The sequence below is a fragment of the Pseudonocardia halophobica genome, from assembly GCF_027922425.1.
Lineage (GTDB): Bacteria > Actinomycetota > Actinomycetes > Mycobacteriales > Pseudonocardiaceae > Pseudonocardia > Pseudonocardia halophobica.
In genome coordinates this window covers 13,667-40,572 of record NZ_BSFQ01000051.1, presented here as the reverse complement: position 1 = coordinate 40,572, position 26,906 = coordinate 13,667, and the positions used below count along the sequence as shown (strand labels likewise).

At 74.2% G+C, this 26,906-nt stretch carries 23 protein-coding genes; 11 read left to right on the top strand and 12 right to left on the bottom strand.

Going from position 1 to position 26,906, the window contains the following annotated elements:
• Positions 1 to 81: 81 nt before the first annotated feature.
• Together PKE99_RS33990 and PKE99_RS33985 are read right to left on the bottom strand one after the other, a co-directional pair.
• Positions 82 to 534 carry a diol dehydratase small subunit gene (locus PKE99_RS33990; RefSeq protein WP_037053258.1) on the bottom strand — a complete coding sequence of 151 codons (453 nt, stop codon included), beginning with the start codon at positions 532 to 534 and terminating at the stop codon, positions 82 to 84.
• A 157-nt stretch (positions 535 to 691) separates the two neighbouring features.
• Positions 692 to 1,447, bottom strand: a complete 756-nt coding sequence (locus PKE99_RS33985) for an MIP/aquaporin family protein (RefSeq protein WP_037053221.1) — start codon at positions 1,445 to 1,447, stop codon at positions 692 to 694.
• Positions 1,448 to 1,700: 253 nt separating this feature from the next.
• On the opposite strand from PKE99_RS33985, the gene PKE99_RS33980 reads away from it, so the two are divergent.
• On the top strand, positions 1,701 to 2,102 hold the full coding sequence (locus PKE99_RS33980; protein ID WP_037053219.1) for a GlcG/HbpS family heme-binding protein: 402 nt from the start codon (positions 1,701 to 1,703) through the stop codon (positions 2,100 to 2,102).
• A 107-nt stretch (positions 2,103 to 2,209) separates the two neighbouring features.
• Here the strand turns inward: PKE99_RS33980 and PKE99_RS33975 are convergent, their stop codons facing one another.
• The 3 genes from PKE99_RS33975 to PKE99_RS33965 are packed head-to-tail and all read right to left on the bottom strand — an operon-like array spanning position 2,210 to position 5,234.
• The gene (locus tag PKE99_RS33975; RefSeq protein WP_037053216.1) at positions 2,210 to 3,610 is read right to left on the bottom strand and encodes an aldehyde dehydrogenase (NADP(+)); all 1,401 of its coding nucleotides are present in this window, start codon (positions 3,608 to 3,610) and stop codon (positions 2,210 to 2,212) included.
• 25 nt (positions 3,611 to 3,635) lie between these two features.
• Positions 3,636 to 4,322 (bottom strand): GntR family transcriptional regulator, encoded by a 687-nt coding sequence (locus PKE99_RS33970; RefSeq protein WP_197040877.1) that lies wholly within the window; start codon positions 4,320 to 4,322, stop codon positions 3,636 to 3,638.
• A 24-nt stretch (positions 4,323 to 4,346) separates the two neighbouring features.
• The gene (locus PKE99_RS33965) at positions 4,347 to 5,234 is read right to left on the bottom strand and encodes a dihydrodipicolinate synthase family protein (RefSeq protein WP_037053214.1); all 888 of its coding nucleotides are present in this window, start codon (positions 5,232 to 5,234) and stop codon (positions 4,347 to 4,349) included.
• A 101-nt stretch (positions 5,235 to 5,335) separates the two neighbouring features.
• Between PKE99_RS33965 and PKE99_RS33960 the strand changes: the two genes are divergently transcribed.
• Genes PKE99_RS33960 through PKE99_RS33950 form a run of 3 tightly spaced genes read left to right on the top strand, consistent with a single transcriptional unit; the run spans position 5,336 to position 8,312 of the window.
• Positions 5,336 to 6,700, top strand: coding sequence for an MFS transporter (locus PKE99_RS33960; protein ID WP_063739890.1), 1,365 nt, complete (start codon positions 5,336 to 5,338; stop codon positions 6,698 to 6,700).
• Positions 6,700 to 7,713: a dihydroxyacetone kinase subunit DhaK gene (locus PKE99_RS33955; protein WP_037053211.1), complete on the top strand. Its 1,014-nt coding sequence runs from the start codon at positions 6,700 to 6,702 to the stop codon at positions 7,711 to 7,713. Before PKE99_RS33960 ends, PKE99_RS33955 begins: the two co-directional genes overlap by 1 nt.
• Positions 7,713 to 8,312, top strand: a complete 600-nt coding sequence (locus PKE99_RS33950) for a DAK2 domain-containing protein (RefSeq protein ID WP_037053208.1) — start codon at positions 7,713 to 7,715, stop codon at positions 8,310 to 8,312. Before PKE99_RS33955 ends, PKE99_RS33950 begins: the two co-directional genes overlap by 1 nt.
• 104 nt (positions 8,313 to 8,416) lie before the next feature.
• Here PKE99_RS33950 and PKE99_RS33945 read toward each other — a convergent pair whose 3' ends face one another.
• Positions 8,417 to 9,190 (bottom strand): LuxR C-terminal-related transcriptional regulator, encoded by a 774-nt coding sequence (locus PKE99_RS33945; protein ID WP_081924706.1) that lies wholly within the window; start codon positions 9,188 to 9,190, stop codon positions 8,417 to 8,419.
• 175 nt (positions 9,191 to 9,365) lie between these two features.
• Between PKE99_RS33945 and PKE99_RS33940 the strand changes: the two genes are divergently transcribed.
• Positions 9,366 to 10,889 carry a helix-turn-helix domain-containing protein gene (locus PKE99_RS33940; RefSeq protein WP_037053205.1) on the top strand — a complete coding sequence of 508 codons (1,524 nt, stop codon included), beginning with the start codon at positions 9,366 to 9,368 and terminating at the stop codon, positions 10,887 to 10,889.
• Between the two features lie 16 nt (positions 10,890 to 10,905).
• On the opposite strand, the gene PKE99_RS33935 is transcribed toward PKE99_RS33940, so the two are convergent.
• A complete protein-coding gene (locus PKE99_RS33935; protein WP_051738259.1) occupies positions 10,906 to 12,093 on the bottom strand; it encodes an MSMEG_0565 family glycosyltransferase in 1,188 nt (395 codons plus the stop codon).
• Between the two features lie 63 nt (positions 12,094 to 12,156).
• On the opposite strand from PKE99_RS33935, the gene PKE99_RS33930 reads away from it, so the two are divergent.
• From PKE99_RS33930 to PKE99_RS33920, 3 genes are all read left to right on the top strand, one after another.
• Positions 12,157 to 13,344, top strand: coding sequence for an MSMEG_0568 family radical SAM protein (locus PKE99_RS33930; RefSeq protein ID WP_051738258.1), 1,188 nt, complete (start codon positions 12,157 to 12,159; stop codon positions 13,342 to 13,344).
• Positions 13,341 to 14,024, top strand: coding sequence for an MSMEG_0567/Sll0786 family nitrogen starvation N-acetyltransferase (locus PKE99_RS33925; protein ID WP_051738257.1), 684 nt, complete (start codon positions 13,341 to 13,343; stop codon positions 14,022 to 14,024). The genes PKE99_RS33930 and PKE99_RS33925 overlap by 4 nt, the downstream gene beginning before the upstream one ends.
• Positions 14,025 to 14,202: 178 nt before the next feature.
• Positions 14,203 to 14,856, top strand: coding sequence for a Clp protease N-terminal domain-containing protein (locus PKE99_RS33920; RefSeq protein WP_037053198.1), 654 nt, complete (start codon positions 14,203 to 14,205; stop codon positions 14,854 to 14,856).
• A gap of 68 nt (positions 14,857 to 14,924) precedes the next feature.
• On the opposite strand, the gene glmS is transcribed toward PKE99_RS33920, so the two are convergent.
• From glmS to PKE99_RS33895, 5 genes are all read right to left on the bottom strand, one after another.
• Positions 14,925 to 16,763 carry a glutamine--fructose-6-phosphate transaminase (isomerizing) gene (glmS, locus tag PKE99_RS33915; RefSeq protein WP_037053196.1) on the bottom strand — a complete coding sequence of 613 codons (1,839 nt, stop codon included), beginning with the start codon at positions 16,761 to 16,763 and terminating at the stop codon, positions 14,925 to 14,927.
• 94 nt (positions 16,764 to 16,857) lie between these two features.
• Positions 16,858 to 17,163 (bottom strand): hypothetical protein, encoded by a 306-nt coding sequence (locus tag PKE99_RS33910; RefSeq protein ID WP_051738256.1) that lies wholly within the window; start codon positions 17,161 to 17,163, stop codon positions 16,858 to 16,860.
• Positions 17,164 to 17,362: 199 nt separating this feature from the next.
• Positions 17,363 to 21,241 carry an ABC transporter ATP-binding protein gene (locus PKE99_RS33905; RefSeq protein ID WP_051738255.1) on the bottom strand — a complete coding sequence of 1,293 codons (3,879 nt, stop codon included), beginning with the start codon at positions 21,239 to 21,241 and terminating at the stop codon, positions 17,363 to 17,365.
• A 67-nt stretch (positions 21,242 to 21,308) separates the two neighbouring features.
• Positions 21,309 to 22,160, bottom strand: a complete 852-nt coding sequence (locus PKE99_RS33900) for a hypothetical protein (RefSeq protein WP_037053194.1) — start codon at positions 22,158 to 22,160, stop codon at positions 21,309 to 21,311.
• Entirely contained in the window at positions 22,157 to 23,065 is a 909-nt protein-coding gene (locus PKE99_RS33895; RefSeq protein WP_037053191.1) for an ATP-binding cassette domain-containing protein, read from the bottom strand. Before PKE99_RS33895 ends, PKE99_RS33900 begins: the two co-directional genes overlap by 4 nt.
• A 155-nt stretch (positions 23,066 to 23,220) precedes the next feature.
• Between PKE99_RS33895 and PKE99_RS33890 the strand changes: the two genes are divergently transcribed.
• The 3 genes from PKE99_RS33890 to PKE99_RS33880 all read left to right on the top strand — a co-directional run bounded on the left by PKE99_RS33890 (position 23,221) and on the right by PKE99_RS33880 (position 26,817).
• On the top strand, positions 23,221 to 24,789 hold the full coding sequence (locus PKE99_RS33890) for a long-chain-fatty-acid--CoA ligase (protein WP_051738263.1): 1,569 nt from the start codon (positions 23,221 to 23,223) through the stop codon (positions 24,787 to 24,789).
• Positions 24,790 to 24,863: 74 nt separating this feature from the next.
• Positions 24,864 to 25,895, top strand: coding sequence for an LLM class F420-dependent oxidoreductase (locus PKE99_RS33885; protein ID WP_037053188.1), 1,032 nt, complete (start codon positions 24,864 to 24,866; stop codon positions 25,893 to 25,895).
• Positions 25,896 to 26,025: 130 nt separating this feature from the next.
• On the top strand, positions 26,026 to 26,817 hold the full coding sequence (locus PKE99_RS33880; RefSeq protein ID WP_037053229.1) for a hypothetical protein: 792 nt from the start codon (positions 26,026 to 26,028) through the stop codon (positions 26,815 to 26,817).
• Positions 26,818 to 26,906 lie beyond the last annotated feature (89 nt).

Sequence of the window (26,906 nt, the reverse complement as noted above, 5' to 3'; positions counted from 1 at the left end):
CCTCGTCTGGGCGCTGCTCCGTGACAACCGCCGCTTCACCACCGAGGCACCGGCCCCCGCAGCCAACGCGGCTTGACACGGTCATTGAAACTCCTCGTCGCGGGCCAGCAGGTCGCGGCGCTCGTAGACCTCGGCCGCCTCACGGACCAGGGCACCGCACACGGTGGCCTGGTACTTGCCCTCCAGGTTCTCGGCGATCTCCAGCAGCTGCGCCTTGCTCGAGGCGCGCGGGCGGAGCGCGTTGTACATCGCCAGGACCTCGGCGTCGGGCACCGCGGTGAGCTCGGCCGCGCGCCGGAAGTTCGCGGCGAGCTGCCGGCGGTGCACCGACTCGGCCAGGGTGGCCTGCAGCTGGAGCGTGTCCGGGGCGATCCGCAGGTCCTCGGCGGAGATCTCCCCGGCGACGACGGCGTTCATCGTCAGCGCCGTGATCGGCTTGCCCGTCGGCGTGCGCAGGAGGTCCTGACGGTTGACCGAGAGCGGGTAGTCGGCGGGCCCGAGGTCGGGGCCGGACCCGGAAGCTGGAGCGGACACGCGCATCACCTCTCGTCGTTCGCCGGGACGCGGGCGCCGGGGCTCGGTCGGTCGACCGCGGCGCCCGTGCCACCCACCAACCGTTGCGCAGTTGCGCAGGTAGCGGGAACCCCTCCGGGGAGGGGCAACCCGAACGGCGCCTCTCCTGCCGGTGAGGTCACGACACACCCGCGCTGAGCAGGCCCGCGAGCACCGCGCCGATGATCGGTCCGACGATCGGCACCCAGGCGTACCCCCACTCCGGGCTGCCCTTGCCCCTGATCGGAAGTACGGCGTAGGCCAGCCGGGGGCCCAGGTCGCGGGCCGGGTTGATCGCATAGCCCGTTGGCCCGCCGAGCGAACAGCCGATGCCGATGACGACGAACGCGACCGCCGCGTAGCCCAGCGCCCCGTTGCCGAACTGGGGCACCCCCGCGCCGTCGGGCGCCTGGGCGGCCGGGTTGCTGAGGATCCAGAACACCAGCACGAAGGTCGCGACGACCTCGGTGATCACGTTCCAGCCGGACCGCGCGACGACGGGGCCGGTGCAGAAGATGCCCCGGGTGTCGCGGTTGCCCTCGGGGTCCTCCTCGACGTTCTTGTCGAAGTTCGCCTTGTAGGCGAGCCAGCCGACGGTGGCGCCGACGAACGCGCCCACGAGCTGCCCGATCAGGTAGAAGGGCACCATCGACCACTGCGTCGCGCCCGCCACCGCGAGGCCGATGGTCACCGCGGGGTTGAGGTGCGCCCCGGAGGGCTCGGCGATGCTCGCCCCCGCGAACACCGCGAAACCCCAGCCGAAGGTGATCATCAGCCAGCCGCCGCCGGTCCCGAGCGTCGGGCGCAGCACCACGTTCGCCACGACGCCGACACCCAGGAGGATGAGCACCGCGGTGCCCAGTCCCTCCCACAACACGATCGATCCTGCCGTCATGCCGGACCTCCCTGTCCCGGCCGCCCTGCGCGGCCCGGCGCTACGCTCCACAGTGCTACCTGTGTGACGGAAGAGGTTGGGCGACAACGGCCCGCGAAGTCTCACCCTCCGCGGGGGTGGGACCTCACCACGGGGCGAGGAGGAACCTGACCCAAGGCGGAGCTGTCGGCGGGCGCGCCCGTCCGGTTGGGTGGAGACGGCCCGCCGGACCGGAGGGGCCGCGGCACTGCGGAGCGCGAGAGAGGACTCGACGATGAGTGGCCTGACCTATGCCGAGGCACAGAAGGCGATCGAGGCCGGCCTGGCGAAGGCCGACGAGATCGGCCAGCCGATGAACATCGCCGTCGTCGACGCCGGCGGGCACCTGCTGGCGTTCGCCCGCCAGGACGGCGCGATCCGGGCGAGCATCGACATCTCGCAGCGCAAGGCGCGCACGTCGATCCTCATGAACCTGCCGACCGGCGACCTCCTCCCGCTCGTCCAGCCCGGCCAGGAGCTGTACGGCCTCGAGCAGCTCTCCGGCGGCATGGTCGCCTTCGGCGGCGGCATCCCCGTGCACCGCGGCGGCGAGCTGGTCGGCGCGGTGGGGGTGAGCGCGGGTTCGGTGGACCAGGACACCCAGGTGGCGCAGGCGGCGGTCGACGCCCTCACCTGACGCGGTAGGGAACCATAACGCTCGATTTCCGCCCTCCTGTACGCATTATGGAACCATAATGCGAATTCAGGGCCCGGATATGAGCGTTATGGTTCCATAATGCGGCGTCAGGGCTGAGTGATCCCGTCGACGCGGCGGGGGCCGGGGGCGTTCTCGCGCAGCTCGGCGGGCAGAGCGGCCTCCGGGACGTTCTGGAACGCCACCGGCCGGAGGAAACGCGCGGCCGCCGCGGTGCCGACCGAGGTGGTCAACGGCGCGGTGGTGGCCGGGTACGGGCCGCCGTGCTGCTGCGCGTCGCTGACCGTGACCCCGGTGGGCCACTGGTTCCAGAGCACGCGCCCGGCGTGCTCCGCGAGCCGCGCGACCAGCTCCGGGGCGTCGGGATCGGCCCCGCCGTCCGCCGCGGCGCCCTGCACGGTGCCGGTGAGCTGGCCGCCGACGGCGTCGAGGACCTGCAGCGCCTCCGGCACGTCCGCGTACTCGAGGATCAGCGCGGCCGGCCCGAAGACCTCCAGCTCCAGCAGGTCCGGCCGCTTGAGCACCTCGGCGGCGGTGCTGCGGAACAGCACCGGCCCGCCGCCGACCTCGCCGCGCACCACGGTCACGGCCTCGGCCATCTCGCCCGCCGCCGCGCAGAAGCCGGACTCGATGCGCTCGTTCAGCATCGGGCCCGCGGAGAGCTCCGGGACCGCGGCGAGGAAGGCCTCGGCGTCGGGCACCAGCACGATCCCGGGCTTGGTGCAGAACTGGCCGGACCCGAGCGTGACCGATCCGGCGAACCCGGCCGCGATCTCCTCGGCCCGCGCGGTCCAGCCCGCCGGTGTCACGACGACGGGGTTGGTCGACCCCAGCTCCCCGTAGAACGGGATCGGGTCCGGACGGGCGGCGGCGAGGTCGAACAGCGCGCGCCCGCCGCGCGTCGACCCGGTGAACCCCACGGCCCTGATCCTCGGGTCCTGCACCGCCGCCGAGCCCGCGTCCTCCCCCTCGATCAGCGCGAACACACCCCCGGGAAGGTGCGGTGCGACGACCGCGGCGGTCCGGCGGGACAGCTCGGGGTGCCCCGGGTGCGCCTTGACGACGACCGGGCAGCCGGCGGCCAGCGCGGAGACCGTGTCCCCGCCGAAGACCGAGAAGGCGAAGGGGAAGTTGCCGGCCGCGAAGACCAGCACCGGCCCGATCGGCACCTGGGTGCGCCGGATGTCCGGGCGCGGGCCCATCGGCCAGTCCGGGTCGGCGTGGTCGACCCGGACGTCGTGCAGCAGGCCCTGCTCGAGCCGGTCGGCGAACAGCCGGGCCTGGAAGGTGGTGCGGGCCAGCTCCCCGGTGAGCCGCGCCTCCGGCAGCCGGCTCTCGGACATGGCCAGCGGGACGAGCTCGGCCGCGGCGGCGTCGAGCGCCGCGGCCGCGGCACGCAGCCACCCGGCACGCTCGGCGGGGGTGGTACGGGCGGTGCTGCGGGCGGCGCCGGCCGCCCCGGCCAGCGCCTGCTCCAGCGGTGTTGTCACGAGTGTCCTTCCCGCGACCCCGCGCTCAGGTCGAGATCGCGTTCGAGTCCATGTCGGCGACCGTCCACTCCTCGACCTCGTCGAGGTGGACGGCCGCGGCGTCCTGGGCGGCGGCAACGTCCCGCGCCGCCATCGCGTCGAGGATCTGCAGGTGCCGTCGCGTCGAGCCCTTCGCGCGGTGCGGGCCGGTCGCGCCGAGGATCCGCAGCCAGGCGACGAACGGCTCGACGGACCCGCGGGCCCGGACCAGCCGTTCGTTGCCGGTGGCGGCGACGATCTCCCGGTGGATGCGGAAGTCGCTGGCGAAGAAGGGGTCGAAGTCGCCCTTGTCCACCGCGGCCTCCGCCTCCACGGCCTCGGCGCGCAGGTCGGCGATCAGCTCCGCGGACATCAGCGAGGTCGCGAGCCCGGTCGCGACCCACTCGATGCCCTTGCGGAGCTGGCAGACCTCGCGCACGTCCCGCACCCCGGGCCGGGCGACGAAGGTGCCCGAGCGCGGCCGGGTCTCGATCAGCTGGTCGTGCTCGAGGCGGGCCAGCGCGTCCCGCACCGGGGTGCGGGACACGCCGAACTCGTCCGCGACGGCCTGCGGGTCCAGCCGGGAGCCGGGCTCGAACACCCCGGTGACGATGCGTTCGCACAGGATCCGGTAGAGCTGGTCGGCGATCGACTCCACCACCAGCGAGGACTTCCCCGGCGTCGGTACGGTCACGGCTCCCCCACAGATGTGTGACGTCTAGTCGATCAGATTAGCGGTCCGCAGGGCGGCGGCGATGCGCTCTCGCTCCTCGGCCGAGGCCGGCGCGAAGGGCTTGCGCGGCAGCCCGCCCTCGCGGCCCTGCAGCTGCAACGCCGCCTTGAGCGTGGCCGGGAGGTTGGGCTCGTCGATGGCACGCCACACCGTGAGGATGCGCTCGTGCAGCTCCAGCGCGGTCTTGTGGTCGCCCGCCTGGACCGCGTCCCACAGCTCCACCGACAGCTTCGGGGTGACGGTCGGGATGGCCGCCAGCGCGCCGTGCGCGCCCATCACGAACGCCGGGTAGTGCAGGTCGTCGAGCGCGGCGAGGATCGTGTAGCGGTCGCGGACCCGGTGCAGCAGGTCGGCGAGCCGGTGCATGTCGCCGCCGGACTGCTTGACCGCCACGACCTGCGGGACCACGGACATCTTCTCGATGGTGCCGACCGGGACCAGCGCCCACGGGACGACGTTGTAGAGCACGATCGGCAGGTCGGTGGCCTCGCCGACGAGCCGGTAGTGCTCGATCGTCTCCTCCTCCGAGGGGGAGAAGACGTAGTGCACCGGGGTGACCTGGAGGGCGTCGACCCCGGCCTCCTTCAGCGCGAGCGAGTAGCGGATCGCCTGGGCCGTCGAGTTCTGGATGACGCCGCCGATGACCGGCACGCGCCCCGCCACCTCGTCGACGACGACCTCGCAGATCGCCCTGCTCTCCTCCAGCGACAGGGTCTGCCCCTCGCCGGTGCTGCCGCAGGCGCAGATCGCGGTGACGCCCTGGTCGAGCAGGTACTTCACCTCGCCGCGCAGGAGCTCGAGGTCGACCTGGTCGTTCTCGTCGAACGGGGTGACGACGGTGGAGATCATCCCGTGCAGGGCCAGGTCCTTCATGGTTCTCCTTCTCGGCCTCCGCGAGGCCTTGTCTTACATCTGGTGTCTGATACATTAGCGCTCACATGGCAGGAACACCAGCAGGTACGAAGGAGTGCCCAGTGACAGCACCGACTGCTGCACAGAAGGACGGCGGGACGCCGGTCAAGAGGGTCGTGTGGGCGAGCGCCCTGGGCACGACGGTCGAGTACTACGACTTCACCCTCTACGCGACGACCGCCGCGCTCGTCTTCAACAAGATCTTCTTCCCCGCCGGCACCGCGCTGGTCGGGACCCTGGCCGCGTTCGCCACGTTCTTCGTCGGCTACCTGGCCCGCCCGCTCGGCGGGATCGTCTTCGGCCACTACGGCGACCGGCTCGGCCGCAAGACCATCCTGATCATCACGATGGTGCTGATGGGCGGCGGCACCTTCGCCGTCGGCCTGCTGCCCTCCTACGAGACGATCGGGATCTGGGCGCCGATCCTGCTCGTGCTGATCCGGCTGCTGCAGGGCCTCGGCATGGGCGGCGAGTACGGCGGCGGCGTCCTCATGGCGCTCGAGTACAGCCCGAGACGACGCCAGGGCTTCTTCACCTCTCTCGTGCACATCGGCACCCCGGCGGGTGTGCTGCTCCCCGTCGGCATCGTCACGATCCTCGACGCCGCCCTCCCCGAGGGCGCCTACGAGTCCTGGGCCTGGCGCATCCCGTTCCTGGCCAGCATCGTGCTGATCGGCCTGGGCGTGTACATCCGCACGCACGTGAGCGAGAGCCCGGAGTTCGTGAAGGCCCGCGCCGAGAAGGAGGCGCACAAGCTGCCGGTGAAGGAGCTGTTCCGCTCGAACACCAACCGGGTCGTGCTGTCGATCCTCGCCAAGGTCGCCGAGTCCGGGCTGTTCAACGTCTACTACGTCGTCGCGATCGCCTACGTCACCACCGAGCTGGGGCTGCCCCGGGAGCCCGTGCTGATCGCGGTGCTGATCGCCTGCGCGGTCGAGTGCCTGACGCTCCCGCTGTTCGGCGCGCTCTCCGACCGGATCGGGCGCCGCAAGGTCTACATCGGCGGCGCGGTGTTCCAGATCGTGCTGGCGATCCCCTTCTTCCTCATGGTCTCGACCGGGAACTTCTGGCTGACCGTGCTGGGCATGACGCTGGGCCTCGCCGTGGGGCACGGCGCGATGTACGGCGCGCAGGCCGCGCTGTTCGCCAACCTCTACCCCGTCTCCGTCCGCTACACCGGCCTGTCGGTCACCCAGCAGGTCGGCGCGACGCTGGGCGGCGGGCTCGCTCCGCTGGCCGGCACGGCCCTGCTCGCCGTGGGCGGCGGGCACTGGACGTGGCTGGTCGTCTACGCGATCGGGATCGCGGTCGTCTCGTCGATCGCCGCGAGCCGGCTCACGTGGGGCGAGGCGCGCACCGGGGGTACCCCGGAGATCGAGAGCAGCCCCGCCACCAGCACCGACGAGCGTCCCCGGGAGAACGCCTGATGTCCCTTCCCTTCCACCCCGCCGACGGGGACCCGGTCGCGCCCGCCCTGCGCGGGTTCGCCCGGGCCCACGCCGACCTCGTGGAACTGCACGAGAAGCCCGCGCACCTCGTGGCGCGGCACCGGGACCCCGCCCGCCGCGTCGGGCTGGTCTCCGGCGGCGGCTCCGGCCACGAGCCCCTGCACGCCGGGTTCCTCGGCCGCGGGATGCTCGACGCGGTCGCCCCCGGCAAGGTCTTCGCCTCGCCGCACAACACGCAGGTCCTCGAGGCCTCGCGGAAGGCGGCGGGCCCGGAGGGCGTGCTCCACGTCGTGAAGAACTACACCGGCGACCGGATCAACTTCGGGATCGCGGCCGAGCGGCTGCGCCTGGAGGGCATCGAGGTCCGGCGCGTGCTCGTCGACGACGACCTCGCCACGGAATCCGACGAGACCGCCACCGGGCGGCGCGGGACCGGCGCCACCGTCGTCGTCGAGAAGCTGCTGGGCGCGGCCGCCGACACCGGGCTCGGGCTCGGCGAGCTCGCCGACCTGGGTGCGCGGTTCGCCGCCGCGTCGCGCAGCCTCGCCGTGGCCTCCCGGGCGCAGACCTCGATGCACACCGGCGAGCCGTCGTTCGAGCTCGACGCCGGCGAGCTGGAGTACGGCGTGGGCATCCACGGCGAGCGTGCGCAGAAGTCGATCGACCGGCCCGGCACCGAGCAGCTGGTCGACCGGATGCTCGACGAGCTCGTGGCCGGCCTGCCGGAGGGCCCCGGCGAGGTCCTCGCCGTCGTCAACGGGATGGGCGGTACCACGCTGCTGGAGCTCTACGGGCTCACCGACCTGGTCACGACCGGGCTGGAACGCCGCGGGCTCACCCCCGCCGCCGAGCTCGTCGGCACGTTCGTCCCGGCGCTGGACATGGCGGGCTTCTCGCTCACCCTCACCCGCCTGCAGCCGGAGTGGAAGGCCTGGTGGGCGGCCCCCGCCGTCACCCCCGCCTTCCCGCGCACGATCGAGGAGGCCGCCTGATGGCGTTCGACCAGGAGGCCGTACTCCGCCGGTTCGCGCAGGACGTGGAGGACGCGCACGCCGAGCTGACCGAGCTCGACCAGCGCAGCGGCGACGGCGACTTCGGCGACAACCTCCGCGGCGGGCTGCGCGGCGCGGTGCTGCGGTTCGAGAAGGGCGGCACCTCGGCCTTCGGCGCGCTCGGCGAGGAGTTCCTCGACGAGGTCGGCGGCACCAGCGGCCCGCTGCTCGGGCTGCTGTTCACCGAGATCGCGCACGCGCTGGGATCCGGCACGGACTCCGCCGCGGCGTTCGGCGCCGGCGCGAAGGCCGGGCTCGCCGCGATCCAGCGCGTCGGGGAGGCACAGCTCGGCGACCGCACGCTGGTCGACGCCCTGGCCCCGGCCGTCGAGGCCGCGCCGCAGGGCCTCGACGCGGCCGCCCGGGCCGCGCAGGAGGGCGCCGACCGCACCGCCGACCTCCGCGCGCGGAGGGGGCGGGCGAGCTACGTCGGCGACCGCGCGAAGGGCGAACCCGACCCCGGGGCCGTCGGCATCGCCCTGTTCTTCCGGGCCGCGGCGGCCGTCGCGGAGCCCGACGTCCAGAACCTCGGGCGCTGATCTGCGCGAACGGCACTCTCGCTCATCACATGTGAGCGAGAGTGCCGTTCGTGCACGTGCGTCACGCGGCCGGCGGCCCGTCGGGCACGCCGGCCGCGCGGGCTCTAGACGATGCCCTGCCGGGTCGCGGTGTAGACGATCTCGGTCCGGCGCCGGACGTCGAGCTTGTCGCGCAGGTTCCGGACGTGGAACTTCACGGTCGCCTCGCTGATCACCAGCTCGGTGGCGATCTCCCGGTTCGACATGCCGGTCGCCAGCAGCTTGAGCACCTGGTTCTCGCGCTCGGTGAGGAGCGGGCCGCGCGGGCCGGTGGGGACGGCCGGCTCCCGGGGGTCGCGCAGCGCGTCCATCATCATCGTGGTGATCCGCGAGTCGAACACGGCGTCGCCGCGCAGCAGGGTGCGGACCGCGGCCACGATGTCGGCCGTGTCGGCGCCCTTGCGCAGGTATCCGTGCACGCCGAGGCGGACCGTGCGGAGCATCGTCTCCCGGTCGCGGCAGGCCGTCAGTACGAGGATCCGGGTGCCGCGGTGGCGCTGGAGCAGCGCGCGGGCCACGTCGATGCCGGCCGAGTCGCCGCGGCCGAGGTCCACGTCGAGGAGCACGACGTCGGGACGCAGCCGGTCCGCCGCGACGAGCGCGTCGCGCGGGGTGGCGGCCTCGCCCACGATCCGCAGGTCGGGCTCGGCGGCGAACAGCTGGCGCAGGCCGAGGCGGACGATGCCCTCGCCGTCGACGACCAGGATCCGGCCGGTACGGACGGTGGCGAACGGGGAGTCCCCGCGGCCCGTGTCCGAGGCCCCGGCGACCGTGGGGATGCGCGTCGGCTGCGCCGGCCGCGCGTCGAGGACCCTGATATCGGCGAGTTCTGCGGTCATCGCTGAGCCTTTCGAACGTCGACGGGTCGTTGTCGCGGCGACGGTAAGGTGAATCACGTTGCCCGTTCGTTGCACGCTCACGCTGCCCGCTCGGACAGGCGCAACCTCGCCTTGCTGATCCGGGTGGAGGTGAACGATGATGGGTGCCGGAAGCACGCGGACAGTCGGGGAGCCGATGCCAGTCGACAAGGTGGTCGAGCGCGAGCCCGGGTCCGGCCTGTCCGCCTCCGCGTCGGCCGCCGCCCGCGCGATCGACGAGCTGTTCGAGGCGGTCCTCGACGACACGGGCGACGCCACGGTCCGCCGGCTCGTCTCCGAGTCCTGGGAACGCAGCCTCGCCGCCGCGATCGACCCCGCCACGGCGCTGCCCCCGTTCCGGTTCGACCGGTCCGAGAGCGCCGCGCGGCTGGCCGCCCACCCGCTGCACAACGTCATGCCGCTGCTGCGCAGCAACCTGGTGAGCATCGCCGAGGAGGCGATGCACGTCGTCGTGGTCACGGACGAGCAGGGCATCGTGCTGTGGCGCGAGGGCGCCAACGCCGTCCTGCGCCCCGCGGACCGGGTGGGCCTGGTCGAGGGCTCCTGCTGGTCCGAGGAGGCCATCGGGACCAACGCGATGGGTACGACCCTCGCCGTCGGCCGGCCCGTGCAGATCCACTCGACCGAACACCTCGTGCGCGCCGTGCACGCCTGGACGTGCGTGGCCGCGCCCGTCACGGACCCGGACACCGGCCGGATCGTCGGCGCCATCGACATCACCGGCCCGCGGCGCACCATCCACCCCGCGATGCTCGCGCTGGTCGGGGCCACCGCGCAGCTCGCCGAGAACCAGATGCGGATGCAGCTCGCGATCGCCGACGAGCGGCTGCGCGCCCGCAACCAGCCGCACCTGCAGAGCCTGCGCGGCACACCGGGCGCGCTCGTCACGCCGACCGGACGGATCATCGCCGGCGAGCCGTTCGGGGAGTGGCCCGAGCGGGTCGACCTCGAGCAGATCGCCGCGGGCGCCGACCGGGTCCGGCTGGCCGACGGGCGGGAGATGCACGTCGAGCCGCTGGCCGAGGGCTTCCTGCTGCGCGCCGCGAAGCGCAGCGGCCGCACCACGGCGGTGGACACGCCCCGGCACGCGCTGTCCCTGCGGTTCCTGGGGGACGGCAGCCCCACCGTGGTGCTCGACGGCGAGAGCCACTCGCTCACCCTGCGCCCCGCCGAGATCCTCACCGCGCTCGCGCTGCACCCGGAGGGGCTCACCGCCGAGCGGCTCGCCTTCCTCCTCTACGGCGACGACGGCAACCAGACCACCGTCCGCGGCGAGATCCACCGGCTGCGCGCACTGATCGGCACGGACGTGCTGAAGACCCGCCCGTACCGGCTCGACGCCGTGGTCGACACGGACTTCGGCACCGTTCGCCGCGCGCTGCGCGAGGGCCGGATCGCCGACGCGCTGCGGGCCTGCGCGGGCCCGCTCCTCCCCCGGTCCGACGCCCCGGAGATCCGTGGCGCGCGGGACGAGATGGAGGTCGGGCTGCGCCGCGCCGTCCTGGAGTCGGACGACGTGGACCTCGTCCACCGCTACGCCACCCACCGGCTGGGGCGGGACGACCTCGAGGCCCACGAGCTGCTCGCCGACATGCTGCCCGCCGGCGACCCGCGCCGCGCGGTCGCCGGGTCGCGGGTCGCGCGGCTGCTGGCGGAGTAGCGAGCGGCGCATTCGCTCAGTACGTGGGAGCGAGGGTGCCGTTCGGGAGCTCCGCGTAGACGCCGGCGTGCACCTCGGCGGAGTGCTCCCAGGTGAACCGGGCCGCGGTGGCCGCGCCCCCGCGCACGAGTGACGCCCGCAGCTCCGGTTCGGTGATCACCCGGCGGAGGGCGGCGGCGAGCGCCTCGTCGTCGCCGACACCCGGCAGCAGCGCGTCGACCCCGTCGGTGAGGTGCTCGCGGAAGACGGGCAGGTCGCTCGCGACGACGGGCACCCCCAGCGCCATCGCCTCGATCGCGACGAGCCCGAAGCCCTCGGCCGTCGAGGGGTAGCAGAGGGCCCCGCCGGCCGCCGCCGCGGCGTACCAGCCGGCCAGCTCGGCGTCGGTCAGCGTGCCGAGCTCGACGACGTCCCGGCCGGGCGTCAGCCCCAGCGTCGGCAGCTCCGCGAGCGCAGCCTCGCGATAGGGCGCGAAATCCTGGAAGGAGTGCCCGCCGACGATCGCGAGCATCGGATCGAGGCCCTCGCGGCGCAGCCGGGCGAGCGCGCGGAAGGCGTGCACCGTGCCCTTGCGCGGCTCGATCCCGCCCACCGCGAGCAGGAGGAACCGGCCGCCGTCCCGCCGCACGGGCACCGGGTCGGCGAACCGGCGCCGATCCACGCCGTTGGGCACGATCGTCGCGTCGACCCCGAAGTCGCGGGCGAGGATCCCGCGCCACTGCTCCGACACCACCAGCACCCGGTCCGGCTCGGTGATCGCGCGCCGCTGGCACTCGACGAGGACCGGGGTGGTGAAGTCGTCGACGTGGTGGGCGGTGCGCAGCACCGTCACCTCAGCGCCGGTGCGAGCCCGGGCGGCGAGCGCGGCCCGCGCGGCGATGCAGTCCTGCGCGTGCAGGACGTCGAACTCCCCGATCCGCGCGGCCAGCGCGGTCGCGAGCCGCTCGATGCCGTCGAGGGTCCGCTCGGTGAGCGTGGTCCCCTCGCGGCGCGGCCCCGGGACGATCGTGTGCGGGACGTCGACGGGCCGGTAGAGCCCCTTCGCCGGGTCGCCGAGCGCGAACAGGTGTACCGGGCGCCCGGCGCGGTGCAGGGCCTCGCCCAGGCCGAGCGTGTGGACGTGCCCGCCGCGGGGCGACGTCGAGTGGGTCAGCAGGGCGACCCTCGTGACCCCGGACCCAGTCGCGTTGACGATGTTGCGCACGCGTCCACCATAGTGAATTCTCCGATGAGAGACGACCGTGTCCGATAGTGGAGGAGCTCTCGCATGACCGTGACCGACGAGCGCAGGGCGCGCGACGCCGTCGAGGCGCCGACGACCGACACGGCAGCGCTGATCATGGACCTGCAGAGCGTGGGGCTGCGGATCGAGACGACACTGGAGACCTCGCGGACCGGCGGGGCCGGCCCGTCGGACTCCGGGATGCTGTGGATCGAGGGCGTGCCCGTCACGGTCCCGCCGAACACCACCTCCCCCTACGCCCTGCGCGCCGAGGACGAGGGCCAGGGCATCTACCGCGACGACGTGAAGGTCGCGTCGGTCTCGGGCACACGGCGCCCGCGCTTCTACGACCTCGAGACCGCCGACGGCGTGCCGTACCACCAGATCGCGCTGCTCCACCTGGACTCGCTGGCCTCGACCGTGGTCCAGGCCTGCAACTACTGGGGCAACTCCGACCAGTGCGGGTTCTGCGGCATCGGCGTCTCGCTCGCCGCCGGCGCCACCATCGCGAAGAAGACGCCCGAGATGCTGGCGGAGGTCGCCGTCGCGGCCCGCGACCTCGACGGGGCCGTCGACGCCACGCTGACCACCGGTTCGTCGGTCGCCCCGGACCGCGGCGCGCTGTACGTCGCGAAGTGCGGGCAGGCGGTCAAGGAGGCCGCGGGGCTGCCGGTGGAGGTGCAGTTCGAGCCGCCCCGCTCGCTCGACGTGCTGCACGAGGTGCACGACATGGGCGTCGACTCCGTCGGCATCCACATCGAGTCCTTCGACCCCGCGGTGCTGGCGCGTGTGGCACCCGGCAAGTTCCGCACCGGCGTCGACACCTACTTCCGCACCTGGGAGCGGGCGGTGCAGCTGTTCGGCGAGGGCCGGGTGTCGACCTACGTGATCCTCGGCATGGGCGAGGACCCGGACCTGACCGTGGAGATGTGCCGGCGGGCGGTCGACATCGGCGTGTACCCCTTCGTCGTGCCGCTGCGGCCGGTGGCGGGGTCGCTGATGGAGGCGGTGCCGGCGCCGGCCCGGGAGTACACCGAGCCGATCTACCGCAAGGTCGCCGGCTTCCTCGCCGAGCGCGGGCTGGGCGCGGACACCGCCGTCGCCGGGTGCGCCCGGTGCCAGGCCTGCTCCTCGCTCAACCTGGTCCAGCAGTCGGGCGGGGCGACGCCGTGCGGGTCGGCCTCCGGCGGCGGCGCGCCGTTGCTGCAGATCGGGAAGCGCCCGGGCGCATGACCGCCGTGATGCCGGAACGGGCCGGGTTTCCGGCGCCCCACGCCGTCGGTCGGCCCGACAACCCGGGGCTCGGTGCCCCGCGCCCCGGCGACGCGCGGCTCGGCGACCCGGGGCCCGGCGACCCGCGGCCCGCCGGCACGGTGCGTCCGGCCCGGATCCGGCCCGTGCGGGCGGTCAACGTGCTGGTCGGCGTCGACCCGGTCGCCTGCCGCCCGGCCACCGACCCGGCAGCCCGGGCCGCGCACCTCGCGATCCGGCACGCGGTGTTCGTCGAGGAGCAGGGCGTGTTCGAGGACTCCGACCTCGACGCGCACGACACCCGCGAGGACGTCGTCCACGTCCTCGCCACCCACCTCGGCCGCCCCGCCGGCACGGTCCGCCTCTACCCGACCGGCCGCCCCGGCGAGTGGCTCGGCGACCGCCTCGCCGTCCTGCCCGAGTTCCGCTCCGCCGCGATCGGCGGCCCGCTGGTCCGCTTCGCCGTCGAGACCGCCGGCGCCCGCGACGGCCTGCGGATGCGCGCCCACGTCCAGCTGCCCAACGAGCGCTTCTTCCACCGCCTCGGCTGGACCACCGACGGCCCGGTCGAGCCCTATGTCGGCCACCCCCACATCCCCATGAGCACCCCCCTCGCAGGCCCGACGACACCCTGGCTCGCCGGCCCCCGCCGCGCCGCCTGAGGACTCGTTCGCGCGTCGGTCTTCGGCAGCTTCCCTGTCATGATCGCCGTCTGTGACCGTTGACCGCCGGATATGGCCGACTTCGGTCATGGACGACGATCACCGCCTCGCTCGAGCCTTGCCGGCGTCGAGCGAAGGGGTTATAAGTGGGGTTATAACCCCACTCAGGGAGCAGCTCGTGCCGAAGATCAACGTCTATCTGCCCGACGACCTGGCCGCCGCCGTGAAGGAGGCCGGGATCCCCGTGTCGTCGGTGTGCCAGCAGGCCCTGGCGGAGGCGGTCACGGCGGCCGGTGGCGCTCCCCCTGCCGGAGGAGCGGACATGAGCGGAACGCCGGGCTGGAACAGGTTCACCGCGCGGGCGCGGACCGCGGTGCGGACCGCGCTGGAGGCGGACCGGCCGAGCACGGTCGACCTCCTCGCGGCCGTCGTCGAGGAGGGCGGGAACCTCGCGCTGACGGTGCTCGCGACGCTCGACGTCGAGCCGCCGGACGTCCTCGCCGAGTCCCGCGGGCTGGGCGAGGGCACCGACCTGGCCGCCGCGCTCGAGCGCGCCACCACCGAGGCGCTCCGCCTCGAGCACAACTACATCGGCTGCGAGCACCTGCTGCTCGGCCTGGCCGCCGGCCCGGAGGACGACGCCGTCCGCCGCGCCCTGGTCTCCACCGGCGCCGACCCGGACAAGCTCAGACTCGCGGTCTCGTCCGCGGTCGCGGGCGTGGCGTTCACGCGCAGCCAGCAGGCGGCGTCGGGGCTGTCCGCGCCCGTCCGGACGATCCTCGAGGACATCCGCTCGCGGCTGACCCGGCTGGAGCGCGGCACCGCCTCCTGAAGGTCGGACCACAGCAGTGCGCCCCGCCCGGAGAACGGGCGGGGCGCACGGCGCGTGAAGGCGAGGATCTACTCCACCGTCACGGACTTCGCGAGGTTGCGCGGGCGGTCGACGTCGCGCTCCAGCGCCACCGCGGCGTGGTAGGCCAGGAGCTGCAGCGGCACCGACATCAGGATCGGGTCCAGCTCGGGCTCGCCGCGCGGGATCACGATGGTGCGGTCGGCGAGCTCGGCCGGGAGCTCGCGGTGCGCCAGCGCGACGACCGGGCCCTTGCGGGCGCGGATCTCGGCGAGGGTGGAGACGTTCTTCTCGTACAGGTCGTCGTCCGGCACGCAGGCCACGGTCGGCAGCTCCGGGCTGACCAGGGCGAGCGGGCCGTGCTTGAGCTCGGCGCTGGCGTAGGCCTCCGCGTGCACGTAGGAGACCTCCTTGAGCTTCTGCGCGCCCTCCTTGGCCACCGGCCAGCCGCGGCGGCGGCCGATGAACAGCACGCTGTGGTGCTGCGCGACCTCCCGGGCGACCGCCTCGATCGTGCCGGTGCGCTTCTCCGCGTCGAGGATCTCCTCGATCTGGCCGGGCAGGGCGACGAGGCCGTCGAGGACCCGGCGGCCCTCGGTCGGCGCGAGGTCGCGCATGCGGCCCAGGTGCACGGCGAGCAGCGCGAACGCCACGACCGTCGAGGTGAAGGACTTGGTCGCCGCGACCGACATCTCCGGGCCGGCGTGGATGTAGATGCCGCCGTCGACCTGGCGCGCGATCGTCGACCCCACGACGTTGACGATGCCGATCACCCGGCCGCCCTTGCGCTGCAGCTCCTGCACCGCGGCGAGGGTGTCGACGGTCTCGCCGGACTGGCTGACCGCGACGTACAGGGTGTCCGGCTCGACGACCGGGTTGCGGTACCGGAACTCCGACGCCGACTCCGACGTCGCGGGCATCCGGGCGAGATCCTCGATGAGCTGGGCGCCGAGGTCGCCGGCGTAGCAGGCGGACCCGCAGCCGAGGATCTTGACGCGGCGGAACTCGCGCGCCTCGCGCACGGTCAGGTTGAGCCCGCCGAGGTGCGCGGTGTTGAAGCGCTCGTCGATGCGCCCGCGGATCGCCCGCTCGATCGAGCGCGGCTGCTCGCCGATCTCCTTGACCAGGAAGTGCGCGTGGTCGCCGATCTCGGCGCCGACCACGTCCCAGTCCACCTCCGACGGGGTCTTGGCGGTGGAGCGGGCGTCGAGGGTGAAGGTCCGGTAGCCCCCGGCGGTGATGGTGGCGAGCTCGCCGTCGTCGAGGTAGACGACCTGGCGGGTGTGCCCGACCAGCGCCGCGACGTCGCTCGCGACGAACATCTCCTTCTCGCCGATGCCGAGCAGCACGGGCGAGCCGTTGCGGGCGACGACGATCCGGTCGGGGTGCTCGGTGTCGACGACGGCGATCCCGTAGGCGCCGACGGCCTGGCGCAGCGCGATGCAGACGGCCTGCTCGAGGTCCTCCGCCCCGCCGGTCGCGAAGGCGGCGGCGACGAGGTGCGCGACGGTCTCGGTGTCCGTCTGCGAGACGAACTCGACGCCGTCGGCCTGCAGCTTGGCCCGCAGCTCCTCGGCGTTCTCGATGATCCCGTTGTGCACCACGGCGATCCGCCCGGCGCTGTCGACGTGCGGGTGGGCGTTGTCGACGGTGGGCTCACCGTGCGTGGCCCAGCGCGTGTGCCCGATGCCGGGCGCGCCCTTGAACCGCGCGGGCAGGTCCGCCTGCAGGTCGGCGACCCGGCCGCTGACCTTGCGCACCTTCAGCTGGCCGCGCTGGATCACGGCGATCCCGGCCGAGTCGTAGCCGCGGTACTCGAGCCGGTTGAGGCCCTCGATCAGGATCGGCGCCGCGTCCTGCGCGCCCACGTATCCCACGATGCCGCACATCGGTGTTCCTCCTCGCTTGTCGCCGGCGCCGGTCGGTGCTGATGCTCGTCCGCGAGCTCCGCTCGGTGCCGATGCTCGCTCCGCGAGCTCCCGCTCAGCCGTAGACCAGTCGCCGGAGCTGACGCGCGGACAGCGGCGGGGGCACCACGCGTCGCGCGTCGAGCTCGTCCCGGATCACGGTGAAGATCCGGTCGTTGCGGAGCCCGCGGGTGCGGAGCTCCGCGTGCCGCCGCCGCACGAAGTCCTCGGTCGGCTCCGCGAAGTAGGCGAGCACCTCGTCGACGACACGGGCGGCCTCGCCCGGGTCGAGCGCGGTGCTGCGGACCAGGTGACGCACCAGGTCCGGGTGCGGACCGGCGAACGCATCGGGGTGCGTCGGACGGTCCGGGGCGGTGTGCACGGATCGAACTGTGCCCGATCACCCCCCACTTCGCCAAATTCCTGCCCGATTTCGGGCAGGAATCCGGCAGAACTACGTACGGACGGCGCAGCGGAGCCCACCCACAGGAGAAATCGGACGGCGAGGGGCCGCCCGTTACGCCCGGGTGCGCACGTCGGCGTCCGGGCGGGGAGCACTCAGCTCGGGCGACCCCGGAGGCTCAGGCCGAGCGGGCGGCCGAGAGATCCTCCGTCTCCGCGTCGGCCGCGGGTTCCAGCTCGCCGGCCCGCCACAGGGCGGCGTACCGCCCGTCCGCCGCCAACAGCTCGGCGTGCGGCCCCTCCTCGGCGATCCGCCCGGCGTGCAGCACGACGATCCGGTCCGACGCCGCCGCCGTGGCCAGCCGGTGCGCCACGACGAACGCGGTGCGCCGTGCCGTGAGCCGGTCGCCGGCGGCCAGCACCGCCGCCTCGGTGGCGGGGTCGAGCGCCGCGGTGGCCTCGTCGAAGATCAGCACGTCCGGGTCGACGAGCTCGGCGCGGGCCAGCGCGACCAGCTGCCGCTGCCCGGCGGACAGTCCCTGCCCGCGCTCGCCCACCGCGGTCCGGAACCCGCCGGGCAGCGCGCGGATCATCTCCAGGGCACCGACGGCCCGGGCGGCGGCCTCGATCTCCGCCTGCGTGGCGCCGGGGCGGCCGTAGGCGATGTTGGCCGCGACGTCCCCGGTGAACAGGTGCGGCTCCTGCGGCACGAACCCCAGCCGGCGCCGGTAGCCCTCGAGCGGATAGCGCCGGACGTCGACCCCGTCGACCAGGAGCTCGCCCTCGCCGACGTCGTAGAACCGGGCGAGCAGCTTGACCATGGTGGACTTGCCCGCGCCCGTGGCCCCGACCAGCGCGATCGTCTCGCCCGGCCGCACGCGGAGGTTGACGTCGGCGAGCGCCGGCTGCTCGACGCCCGGATACCGGAAGGTGATCCCGCGCAGCTCCACCTCGCCCCGCAGCCGCTGCGGGACGACGGCGGCGTCGGAGTCCGGCGCTGCCGGCACCGACGTCGGGGTGCGGAGCAGGTCGGCGATGCGCAGCAGGCCGATGCGGGCCTGCTGGTAGCCGTCGAACACCTGGGACAGCTGCTGCACCGGGGAGAAGAACAGCCCGAGGTAGAGCAGGAACGCCGTGAGCACACCCGGCGTGAGGTCGCCCGCGGCCACCCGCGCGGCACCGACCCCGAGCACCGCGGCCTGCGCCACGTCGGACAGGAACGCGACGCCCGGGAAGTACGTCGCGATGTAGCGCTGTGCCCGGATGCGCGTGCGCCGGTAGGCGTCGCTGCGGGCGCCGAACGCCTCGGCGCTGCGCTCCTCCCGGACGAACGCCTGCGCGACGCGGACACCGGTCACGTTCTCCTGCATGTCCGCGTTGACGACGCTGACCCGCTCCCGCGCCTCCGCGTACGCCCGCGACGACAGCCGCCGGAACACCACGGTGGCCACCAGCAGGACCGGCAGCACCGCGAGCGCCACCAGGGCGAGCTCGGCGTCGGTGACCAGCAGCGCGACCGCGACGCCGACCAGGGTGAGCAGGCTGACGACGGCCTGGGCGAGCCCGGTCTGCAGGAACGTCGACAGCGCGTCGACGTCCGTGGTCATCCGGGTCATGATCCGGCCGGAGAGCTCGCGCTCGTAGTAGTCCAGCCCGAGCCGCTGCAGGTGGGCGTAGCTGCGGGTGCGCAGCAGGTAGAGCAGGCTCTCGCCGGCCCGCGCGGTCACCACGGTCTGCGCGGCGACCACCAGCGCGTCGGCCAGCACGATCCCGATCCCGATGAGGGTGGCGATCAGCAGGATCCGCGTCGACCCGGCCGTGATGCCGCCGTCGACCGCGAACCGGGCGACCGACGGGAAGGCCAGGGTCGCCAGCGCGTCGAGCGCCACGAGGGACATGCCGAGGGCGAGCGTCCAGCGCACCGGCCTCAGCAGGCGGGCGAGGCGGAAGCCGGGGTCCGGCGCCGCAGGGTCGATCCCGCCGAGGCGCGGGGTCTCGTCGGCGGGTTTCAGCCTCGCGACGGCGTCGAGGAGCTCCGGGGTCGCCGCGATCCCGCCGACCATGCCCGACGCGCCGGGTCCGGTGCGGGCCTGCGGGCCGCCGGCGCGCGCCGAGCCCTGCTCCGCCGCAGCCCGCACGGCCCGGTCGGACTCCACCTCGCCGGCGGCGGCCTCCGGCCACAGCTCGGGCGTGACTCCGCCGGCGGGCACGGCCACCGCCGGCGCGGCCGCCGGCAGGGGCGCGACCTCGGGCTCCGCGACGGTCCCGGCCTCCTCGGCCGGCTCCTCGTCGGCGTGCGCCTGCGCGCCGGTGGCCAGCAGCTCGCGGAACAGCGCGCAGCGCCCCCGCAGCTCCTCCTCGGTCCCGACGTCGACGACCCGGCCGGCGTCGAGCACCGCGATCCGGTCGGCCAGGGCGAGGGTGGAGCGCCGGTGCGCGACGAGGATCGTGGTCCGCCCGGCGGTCAGCTCGCGCAGGGCCTCGTGGATGGCGGACTCGGTGGCGGTGTCGACGGCGGAGGTCGCGTCGTCGAGCACCAGGACGCGGGGATCGGTGAGCAGCGCCCGGGCCAGCGCGATCCGCTGCCGCTGCCCGCCGGAGAGCGTGAGCCCGCGTTCGCCGACCTGCGTGTCGTAGCCCTCGGGCAGCGCCTCGACGAACGTGGCGACCTGCGCGGCCGCCGCGGCGGCGCGGATCTCCTCCTCGCTGGCGTCGGGCCGGCCGTAGGCGATGTTGGCGCGGATGGTGTCGGAGAAGAGGAAGGCCTCCTCGAACACCACGCCCAGCTCGGCGCGCAGGTCCCGCAGCCGCAGCTCCCGGACGTCGACGCCGCCGATCCGCACGGCCCCGTCCCAGGGGTCGTAGAAGCGGGGCAGCAGCAGCGCGACCGTGGACTTGCCGGAGCCGGCGGTGCCGACCACGGCCAGGGTCTCCCCCGGCTCCGCACGCAGGGTCACCCCGTCGAGCACCGGCCGGCCGGGCTCGTAGCCGAAGCGCACGGCGTCGAGCTCCACGCCGACCGGGCCGGCCGGCAACGCGCGGGGCGCGGGCGGGTCCTGCACGTCCGGCTCCGCGTCGACGAGGTCGTACACCCGCTCGACGCCGGCGCGGGCCAGCTGCGCGCTCACGACCAGCGACCCGACCAGCCGGGCCGGCCCCACGAGCTGCGCGACGTAGGTGGTGAAGGCCAGGAAGGTGCCGAGCGAGATCGACCCGCGCACCGCCATCAGCCCGCCGATGCCGATCACCGCGACCTGGCCGAGCGTTGGCAGCGCGAGCAGCACCGGGTTGAGCCGGGCGGTCATCCGCGCGGCGCGCATCCGCTCGCCGAACAGGCGCCGGGCCAGCCCCTCCAGGGTGCCGACCTCGCGGGTCTCCTGGCCGAAGCCCTTGACCACGCGGACGCCCGTGACCGTCTCCTCGACCTGCTGCGCTACGTCCGCCGCGCGCTGCTGGGCCGACCACGTGGCCGGGAACAGCGAGCGCCGGGTGCGGCTGGTGATGTACGCCGCCAGCGGCAGCATGATCAGCGACACCACGGTGAGCAGCGGGGACAGCCACAGCATGGCCGCCACCGAGGCGATCACGAGCGCGACCGTGCCGGCGGTGAGCGGCACCATCGACAGCAGCGACTGGACCTGCTGGAGGTCGGTGATCGCGCGGGAGGCGACCTGGCCGGTGCGCAGCGCGTCCTGCCGCCGCCCGTCGAGCCGCTGGACGGCGGCGAACACCTGGCGGCGCAGGTCGTGCTGCACGTCGAGGGCCATCCGCCCGGCGAGGTAGCGGCGCAGGAACGACGCGGTGAACCGGACGAGCGCCAGCCCCAGGATCGCCAGCACGATCGGCAGCAGCACGTCCGTGACGCCCCGCACCGCGTCGTCGACCGCGACCCGGGTGAGCAGCGGGCCCGCCGCGTCGAGGCTCACCCCGAACACCGACGCGACGAGCGCGCCGACGGTGACCCGGCGGTGCCGCAGGCACTCGCGGGTGAGCCGGCGCAGCCAGCCGGCGGGCCGGGTGCCCGGGGCGGGCGAGGTGGTGGGGAGCGGGTCGGGCACGGATCCAGGTTAGGACGCCGGTCCGACAGTCCGCCGCCCGACGACGTCCGGGCTGGTCACAGCCGTCTCAGGTCACGTCCCGGCGGCCGCCGACGACCCACGCCACGGCCACCCCGGCCCCGGCCCACACGACGAGCACGAGCAGGGCGCCCCACGCCGGCGGGGGTCCGGCGACGCCCGCCAGCCCCTCGACGATCGAGGACGCGAACCGGCCGCCGAGCTCCTGGGCGGGCAGGTCGTAGAGCGCGACGTCCCCCGCGTTGGCGGGCAGGAACGAGGTGAGCCGGGCGACCGCCGTCGGCGCGCTGCCCTCCTGCGTGCCCGAGCGCAGGATCAGCGAGACGAGGTTCTCCACCGCCAGCACGTAGACGAGCAGCGCGACGACGGCCCCGGCCTGGTTGACGACCAGCGTCCCGAGCGCGACACCGAGCACCGCCCAGAGCGCACTCACCAGGATCCCGATCCCGCTCAGCGCCAGGATCCCGCCGACCGACGGCAGCGGCGCGGCGCCCTGGCCCAGCAGGCCGGCGAGCAGCCCGAGCACGATCGCGAGCAGGGCGTACGCCGCCCCGGCACCGGCCGCCACCGCCGACTTGGCCAGCAACGTCGGCACCCGCCCGGCCAGCAGGTAGGTGGTGCTCACGGTGCGGTGCCGGAACTCCGAGGTGGCCAGCACGACGCCGTGCAGCGCCGCGAACACAGTGGTCAGCGACAGCGCGTAGGCCAGCGAGGCGAGCAGGATCCCGGGAAGACCGTCGCCGACGCCGGCGACGGCCGAGCTGAACAGCCCGCCGAACAGGTTGACCATCACCGCGAGCAGGGCCACCGGGATCGCGAGCGCCCACCAGGTGCGCACGGACAACGCCTTGAGCGCCTCGGCCCGCAGGACGCCCGCGGTGGGGAGCAGGTCGGTCGTCACGCCACACCCCCGCCGGTCAGCCGCAGGAACATCGCCTCGAGGTCCGCGCGCTCCTCGACCAGCCCGTAGACGGCCACCCCCGCGGCGAGCGCGGTGTCGCCGACGAGCACCGCGTCGGCCGCGACGGCGAGCCCGCCGTCGGCGACGTGGTCGATCTCCAGCACGCCCCGGGCGGCGAGCGCCTCGGCGAGCCGGACGGGGTCGGAGCAGCGGACTCGGACGGCGGGCCGGCCGTGCAGCCCGTCGGCCGCCCCCTGGTAGACACACGCCCCCGCCGAGATCACGACGAGCCGGTCCGCGGTCTGCGCGATCTCCGCGAGCTGGTGGCTGGACACGAGCACGGTCCGCCCGGAGCGCGCGAAGCCGCGCAGGAACTCCCGCAGCCAGGCGATGCCCTGCGGGTCGAGGCCGTTGCCCGGCTCGTCGAGCACCAGGATCCGCGGGTCGCCGAGCAGCGCGACCGCGAGGGCGAGCCGCTGGGCCATGCCGAGCGAGTAGCCGCCGGCGGCCCGGTCGGCGGCGTCGGCGAGCCCGACGAGCGCGAGCACCTCGTCGACCCGCTCCTCCGCCACGCCGATCGCCGAGGCGCAGACCTGCAGGTGCCGACGGGCGGTGCGGGCGGGGTGGGCGCCCTGGGCCTCCAGCACGGCGCCGACGACCCGCCCGGGCGCGGTCAGCTCCGGGTAGGGGGCGCCCTCGACCAGCGTCGATCCCGCGGTCGGTGCGACCAGGCCGAGGATCGCGCGCAGCGTCGTCGTCTTGCCGGAGCCGTTGGGCCCCAGGAAGCCGGTCACCGCACCCGGCTCGACCGTGAACGACAGCCCGCGCACGGCCTCGACCGTGCCGAACCGCTTGGCCAGGCCGGACACCTCGATCCGGCCGCTGCCGTCGGGTTCGCGTCCCACACCTCTCCTCACGCTCGCCGGGCCCCATCCTGCCCCCGTTCCGCGCGCCCCGGGCCCGCGGGTGGGCCGGCGAGGTTCGTCCCTCGATTCCGGTTCTCCCCGACGCTAGAGTGGCGCCCGCCGTGATCCACCTCACGCCCGACGAGGGAGCACCGATGACGCTGTCCCCCGACCGCCCCGCCGACGTGTCCGGCCTGCTGGGACGCTGGGCCGCCGAGCGTCCCGCCGCCGAGGCGCTGCGGTTCGCCGGCGTGCGCCGCACGTGGGCCGAGCTCGACGAGCGGGTCCGCCGGCTGGCCGCGGCGCTGCGGGCCGAGGGCGTCGGGCCCGGCGACCGGGTGTCCGTGCTCGACCTCAACCACCCCTCCTGCCTGGAGCTGACGCTGGCCTGCGCGCGGATCGGCGCGGCCAACGCAGTCGTCAACTTCCGGCTGGCCCCGCCCGAGATCGTCTACGTGCTCAACGACTCCGGCGCGGTGCTCCTGCTCGTCGGGCCAGAGTTCGCGCAGGCGGCCGAGGCCCTGCGGGACAAGGCGCCGGCGCTGCGCCGGCTGGTCCGGGTCGGCGGGCCGGACGACGAGTACGAGGCCTGGCTGGCCGCGCACGAGCCGGACGACGGCCCGGCCGAGGCCGATCCGGACGCCTGTTTCGTCCAGCTCTACACCTCGGGCACGACCGGCTTCCCCAAGGGCGTGATGCTCACCCACCGGGCGATGCTGGCGCACTCGACCAACGTGGCGGAGAGCTTCGAGGTGGACCACGACGCCGTCGTCCAGGTGGCGATGCCGCTGTTCCACGTCGGCGGCACCAGCTACGCCCTGCTCGCGGTCCACTTCGGCGCGCGGATGGTGATGCTGCGCGTGCCCGACCCGGCCGCGGTCGTCGAGCAGCTGGAGACCGAGCGGATCACGCACACCTTCCTGGTGCCCGCGCTGCTGGCGGCGGTCACGAAGGTGCCCGGGGTCGAGGCCCGCGACCTCTCCGCGATCAAGGTCCTCTCCTACGGCGCCTCGCCGATGCCGCTCCCCGTGATGCGGGCGTGCCTGCCGCTGTTCCCGGGGCGGATGCACCAGGTCTACGGGATGACGGAGGCGTGCGGCGTGGTCACCGCGCTGCCCGCCGCCGACCACGAGGACCCGGCCGTCGCACACCGGCTGGTCTCGGCCGGGACGCCGATCCACGGCGTCGAGATCGAGGTCCGGGACCCCGCGACGGGCGAGCCGGTGCCGACCGGCGAGCCGGGCGAGATCTGGGTGCGGACCGCGCAGCTCATGGCCGGGTACTGGCGCCGGCCCGAGGCCACCGCCGCCGCGATCACCCCGGACGGCTGGCTGCGCTCCGGCGACGGCGGCCACCTCGACACCGACGGCTACGTCTACGTGACCGACCGGGTCAAGGACATGATCGTCAGCGGCGGGGAGAACGTGTACCCGGCCGAGATCGAGCGCGTGCTCGCCGAGTACCCCGGGATCGCCGACGTGGCGGTGATCGGCGTGCCGGACGAGCGGTGGGGCGAGGTGCCCCGCGCGATCGTCGTGCCGGCCGACGGCGCCGAGCTCGACGAGGCCGCCGTGCTCGCGCACTGCCGCGCGCACCTGGCCTCGTACAAGTGCCCCAAGGGCATGGACGTGGTGGCCGAACTGCCCCGCAACCCCACCGGCAAGATCCTCAAGAAGGACCTGCGGGCCCCCTTCTGGGCGGGGCGGGAGCGCCGGACCGTCTAGGCCGACGGACTCGCCGCCACCTCGACGTCCCCCGCCGATGGTGTTCACGGTCCGAACGTGACAGTCTCACTGTCATGAAGCTCTCGACCCAGCTGCCGTACAGCGACGACCCGGTGGCGGGCGCCACACGCATCGTCGAGCTCGAGAAGGCCGGGCTCGACGTCGTGTGGGTCGCCGAGGCCTACAGCTACGACGCCGTGTCCCTCATGGGCTACCTCGCCGCGCGCACCGAGCGGATCGAGATCGGGTCGGGGATCCTGCCGATCTACAGCCGGACCCCCACCCTCACGGCGATGACGGCCGCGGGCCTCGACGCGCTGTCAGGGGGCCGGGCGATCCTGGGTCTCGGCACGTCCGGGCCGCAGGTGATCGAGGGCTTCCACGGCGTCCCGTTCGACAAGCCGATCGGGCGCACCCGTGAGGTCATCGAGATCTGCCGGGCCGTCTGGCGGCGCGAGCGCATCCAGCACGAGGGCATCTACACGATCCCGGTCCCGGAGGGCCGCGGCACCGGGCTCGGCAAGCCGTTGAAGCTGATCAACCATCCGCAGCGGGCGGACATCCCGATCTGGATCGCGGCGCTCGGCGACAAGAACGTCGAGATGACGGCCGAGCTCGCGCAGGGCTGGCTGCCGCACGCCGTCGTCCCCGAGCGGATGCAGGAGGCCTTCGGCGCGCCGCTGGCCGCCGGCCTGGCCAAGCGGGCCCCCGAGCTCGGCCCGCTGCAGATGACGGGCGGCGGCTTCCTCGCGATCGAGGAGGAGATGTGGGAGCCGGCCCGGCAGGCGGCGCGGGCGATGTTCGCGCTCTACGTCGGCGGGATGGGCGCGCGCGGCAAGAACTTCTACAACACCGTGATGCAGCGCCAGGGCTGGGCGGACGCCGCACGGACGGTGCAGGACCTGTACCTCGACGGGCGCAAGGAGGAGGCCGCGGCCGCGCTGCCCGACGAGTTCATCGAGAAGTCGACGCTCATCGGGCCGCCCTCGTTCGTCAAGGAGCGGATCGCCGCGCTGCACGAGGTCGGCGTCACCCACCTCCAGGTCAACCCGGTCACCAACGACGCCCCCAAGGTCCTCGGACAGGTGCGCGAGTGGCTGCCGTGACCCGGGGCTGAGCGGAGCGGACATCGGCGCTGAGCAGCGCACGGTCACGCGAACCGGGGGTGGCGTCACGGGCCGTGTCGGGCCCGTTCCACAATGCCGGGTGAACCTGCCGACCCCCGGGAGCTGCGTGGTGCCCGACCTTCCCGTGCGCACGTCCGACGAGCCGATGGAACCGGAGCAGTACCGGTACATCGCGACGCACGCGTGGTGGATGGGCACCTTCATGGGCCCCGACCCGGCGGAGCCGGTGCACGTGCACCTGTCCGAGCACCTGCTCCAGCAGTGGACGCCCGCGGTGCAGGACGCGGACTGGCTGCTCGACCGCGAGCTCACCGGCCGCGTCACCTGGCTCGCGGGCTCCGGCGAGGCGGCGGACGACGCCGGGTTCGACCTGCGGGACGCCTGGCCCACCGGCCGCTTCCGCGCGAAGTACGGCGACTTCTACGCCGAACTGCACGACTCGGCCCCGCACCGGCCCGCGGGGAACTGGGCCACGCCCACCCCCGAGTTCCTGGCCCTGCTGCCCCGCGAGCCCGGTGAGCTGCTCGCCCGGCTGCTGGCCGACGCGCCGCAGGGGCGCACCTACACCGGCCCGTTCCGCAGCGCCGTCGACGCCCTGCGGACCTGCTCGGTCCCGGCCGACCTGCGCGCACCGCTCTACGCCGCCCTGCTCGAGCTCCCGGCCGTCTCGCTCGTCGACGAGGTCAAGGACCTGGACGGCAACCTCTGCCTCGCGCTGGTGCACGACGCCGGGCCCACCCGCACCGAGCTCCTCGTCGACCCAGTCGACGGGCAGTACGCCGGCGAGCGGGACACGCTGCGGCGCGACTCCACGTGCGGCCTGGTGGAGGGCACCGTGATCGCGGAGACCTCCGTGCGCACCGCCGTGGTGCCCGCGATCGGGGCCCTCCCGGTTTTCTGACCCGGCCCGACGGGCACCCGCCGGACGGAGGTCACAACGCGACCGAGCACATACCGGCTCCGTCCCGGGGAGGACTACCCTGGGAGGGC

Excerpts from the sequence above, each read along its gene's own strand:
- PKE99_RS33955 (WP_037053211.1), top strand. The coding sequence starts at position 6,700 with ATGTCCCTTCCCTTCCACCCCGCCGACGGGGACCCGGTCGCGCCCGCC.
- PKE99_RS33890 (WP_051738263.1), top strand. The coding sequence starts at position 23,221 with ATGACGCTGTCCCCCGACCGCCCCGCCGACGTGTCCGGCCTGCTGGGA.
- PKE99_RS33965 (WP_037053214.1), bottom strand. The coding sequence starts at position 5,234 with ATGAAGGACCTGGCCCTGCACGGGATGATCTCCACCGTCGTCACCCCG.
- glmS (WP_037053196.1), bottom strand. The coding sequence starts at position 16,763 with ATGTGCGGCATCGTGGGATACGTGGGCGCGCAGGACGCGGCGCCGATC.
- PKE99_RS33950 (WP_037053208.1), top strand. The coding sequence starts at position 7,713 with ATGGCGTTCGACCAGGAGGCCGTACTCCGCCGGTTCGCGCAGGACGTG.
- PKE99_RS33940 (WP_037053205.1), top strand. The coding sequence starts at position 9,366 with ATGCCAGTCGACAAGGTGGTCGAGCGCGAGCCCGGGTCCGGCCTGTCC.
- PKE99_RS33925 (WP_051738257.1), top strand. The coding sequence starts at position 13,341 with ATGACCGCCGTGATGCCGGAACGGGCCGGGTTTCCGGCGCCCCACGCC.
- PKE99_RS33930 (WP_051738258.1), top strand. The coding sequence starts at position 12,157 with ATGACCGTGACCGACGAGCGCAGGGCGCGCGACGCCGTCGAGGCGCCG.
- PKE99_RS33945 (WP_081924706.1), bottom strand. The coding sequence starts at position 9,190 with ATGACCGCAGAACTCGCCGATATCAGGGTCCTCGACGCGCGGCCGGCG.
- PKE99_RS33985 (WP_037053221.1), bottom strand. The coding sequence starts at position 1,447 with ATGACGGCAGGATCGATCGTGTTGTGGGAGGGACTGGGCACCGCGGTG.
- PKE99_RS33980 (WP_037053219.1), top strand. The coding sequence starts at position 1,701 with ATGAGTGGCCTGACCTATGCCGAGGCACAGAAGGCGATCGAGGCCGGC.
- PKE99_RS33885 (WP_037053188.1), top strand. The coding sequence starts at position 24,864 with ATGAAGCTCTCGACCCAGCTGCCGTACAGCGACGACCCGGTGGCGGGC.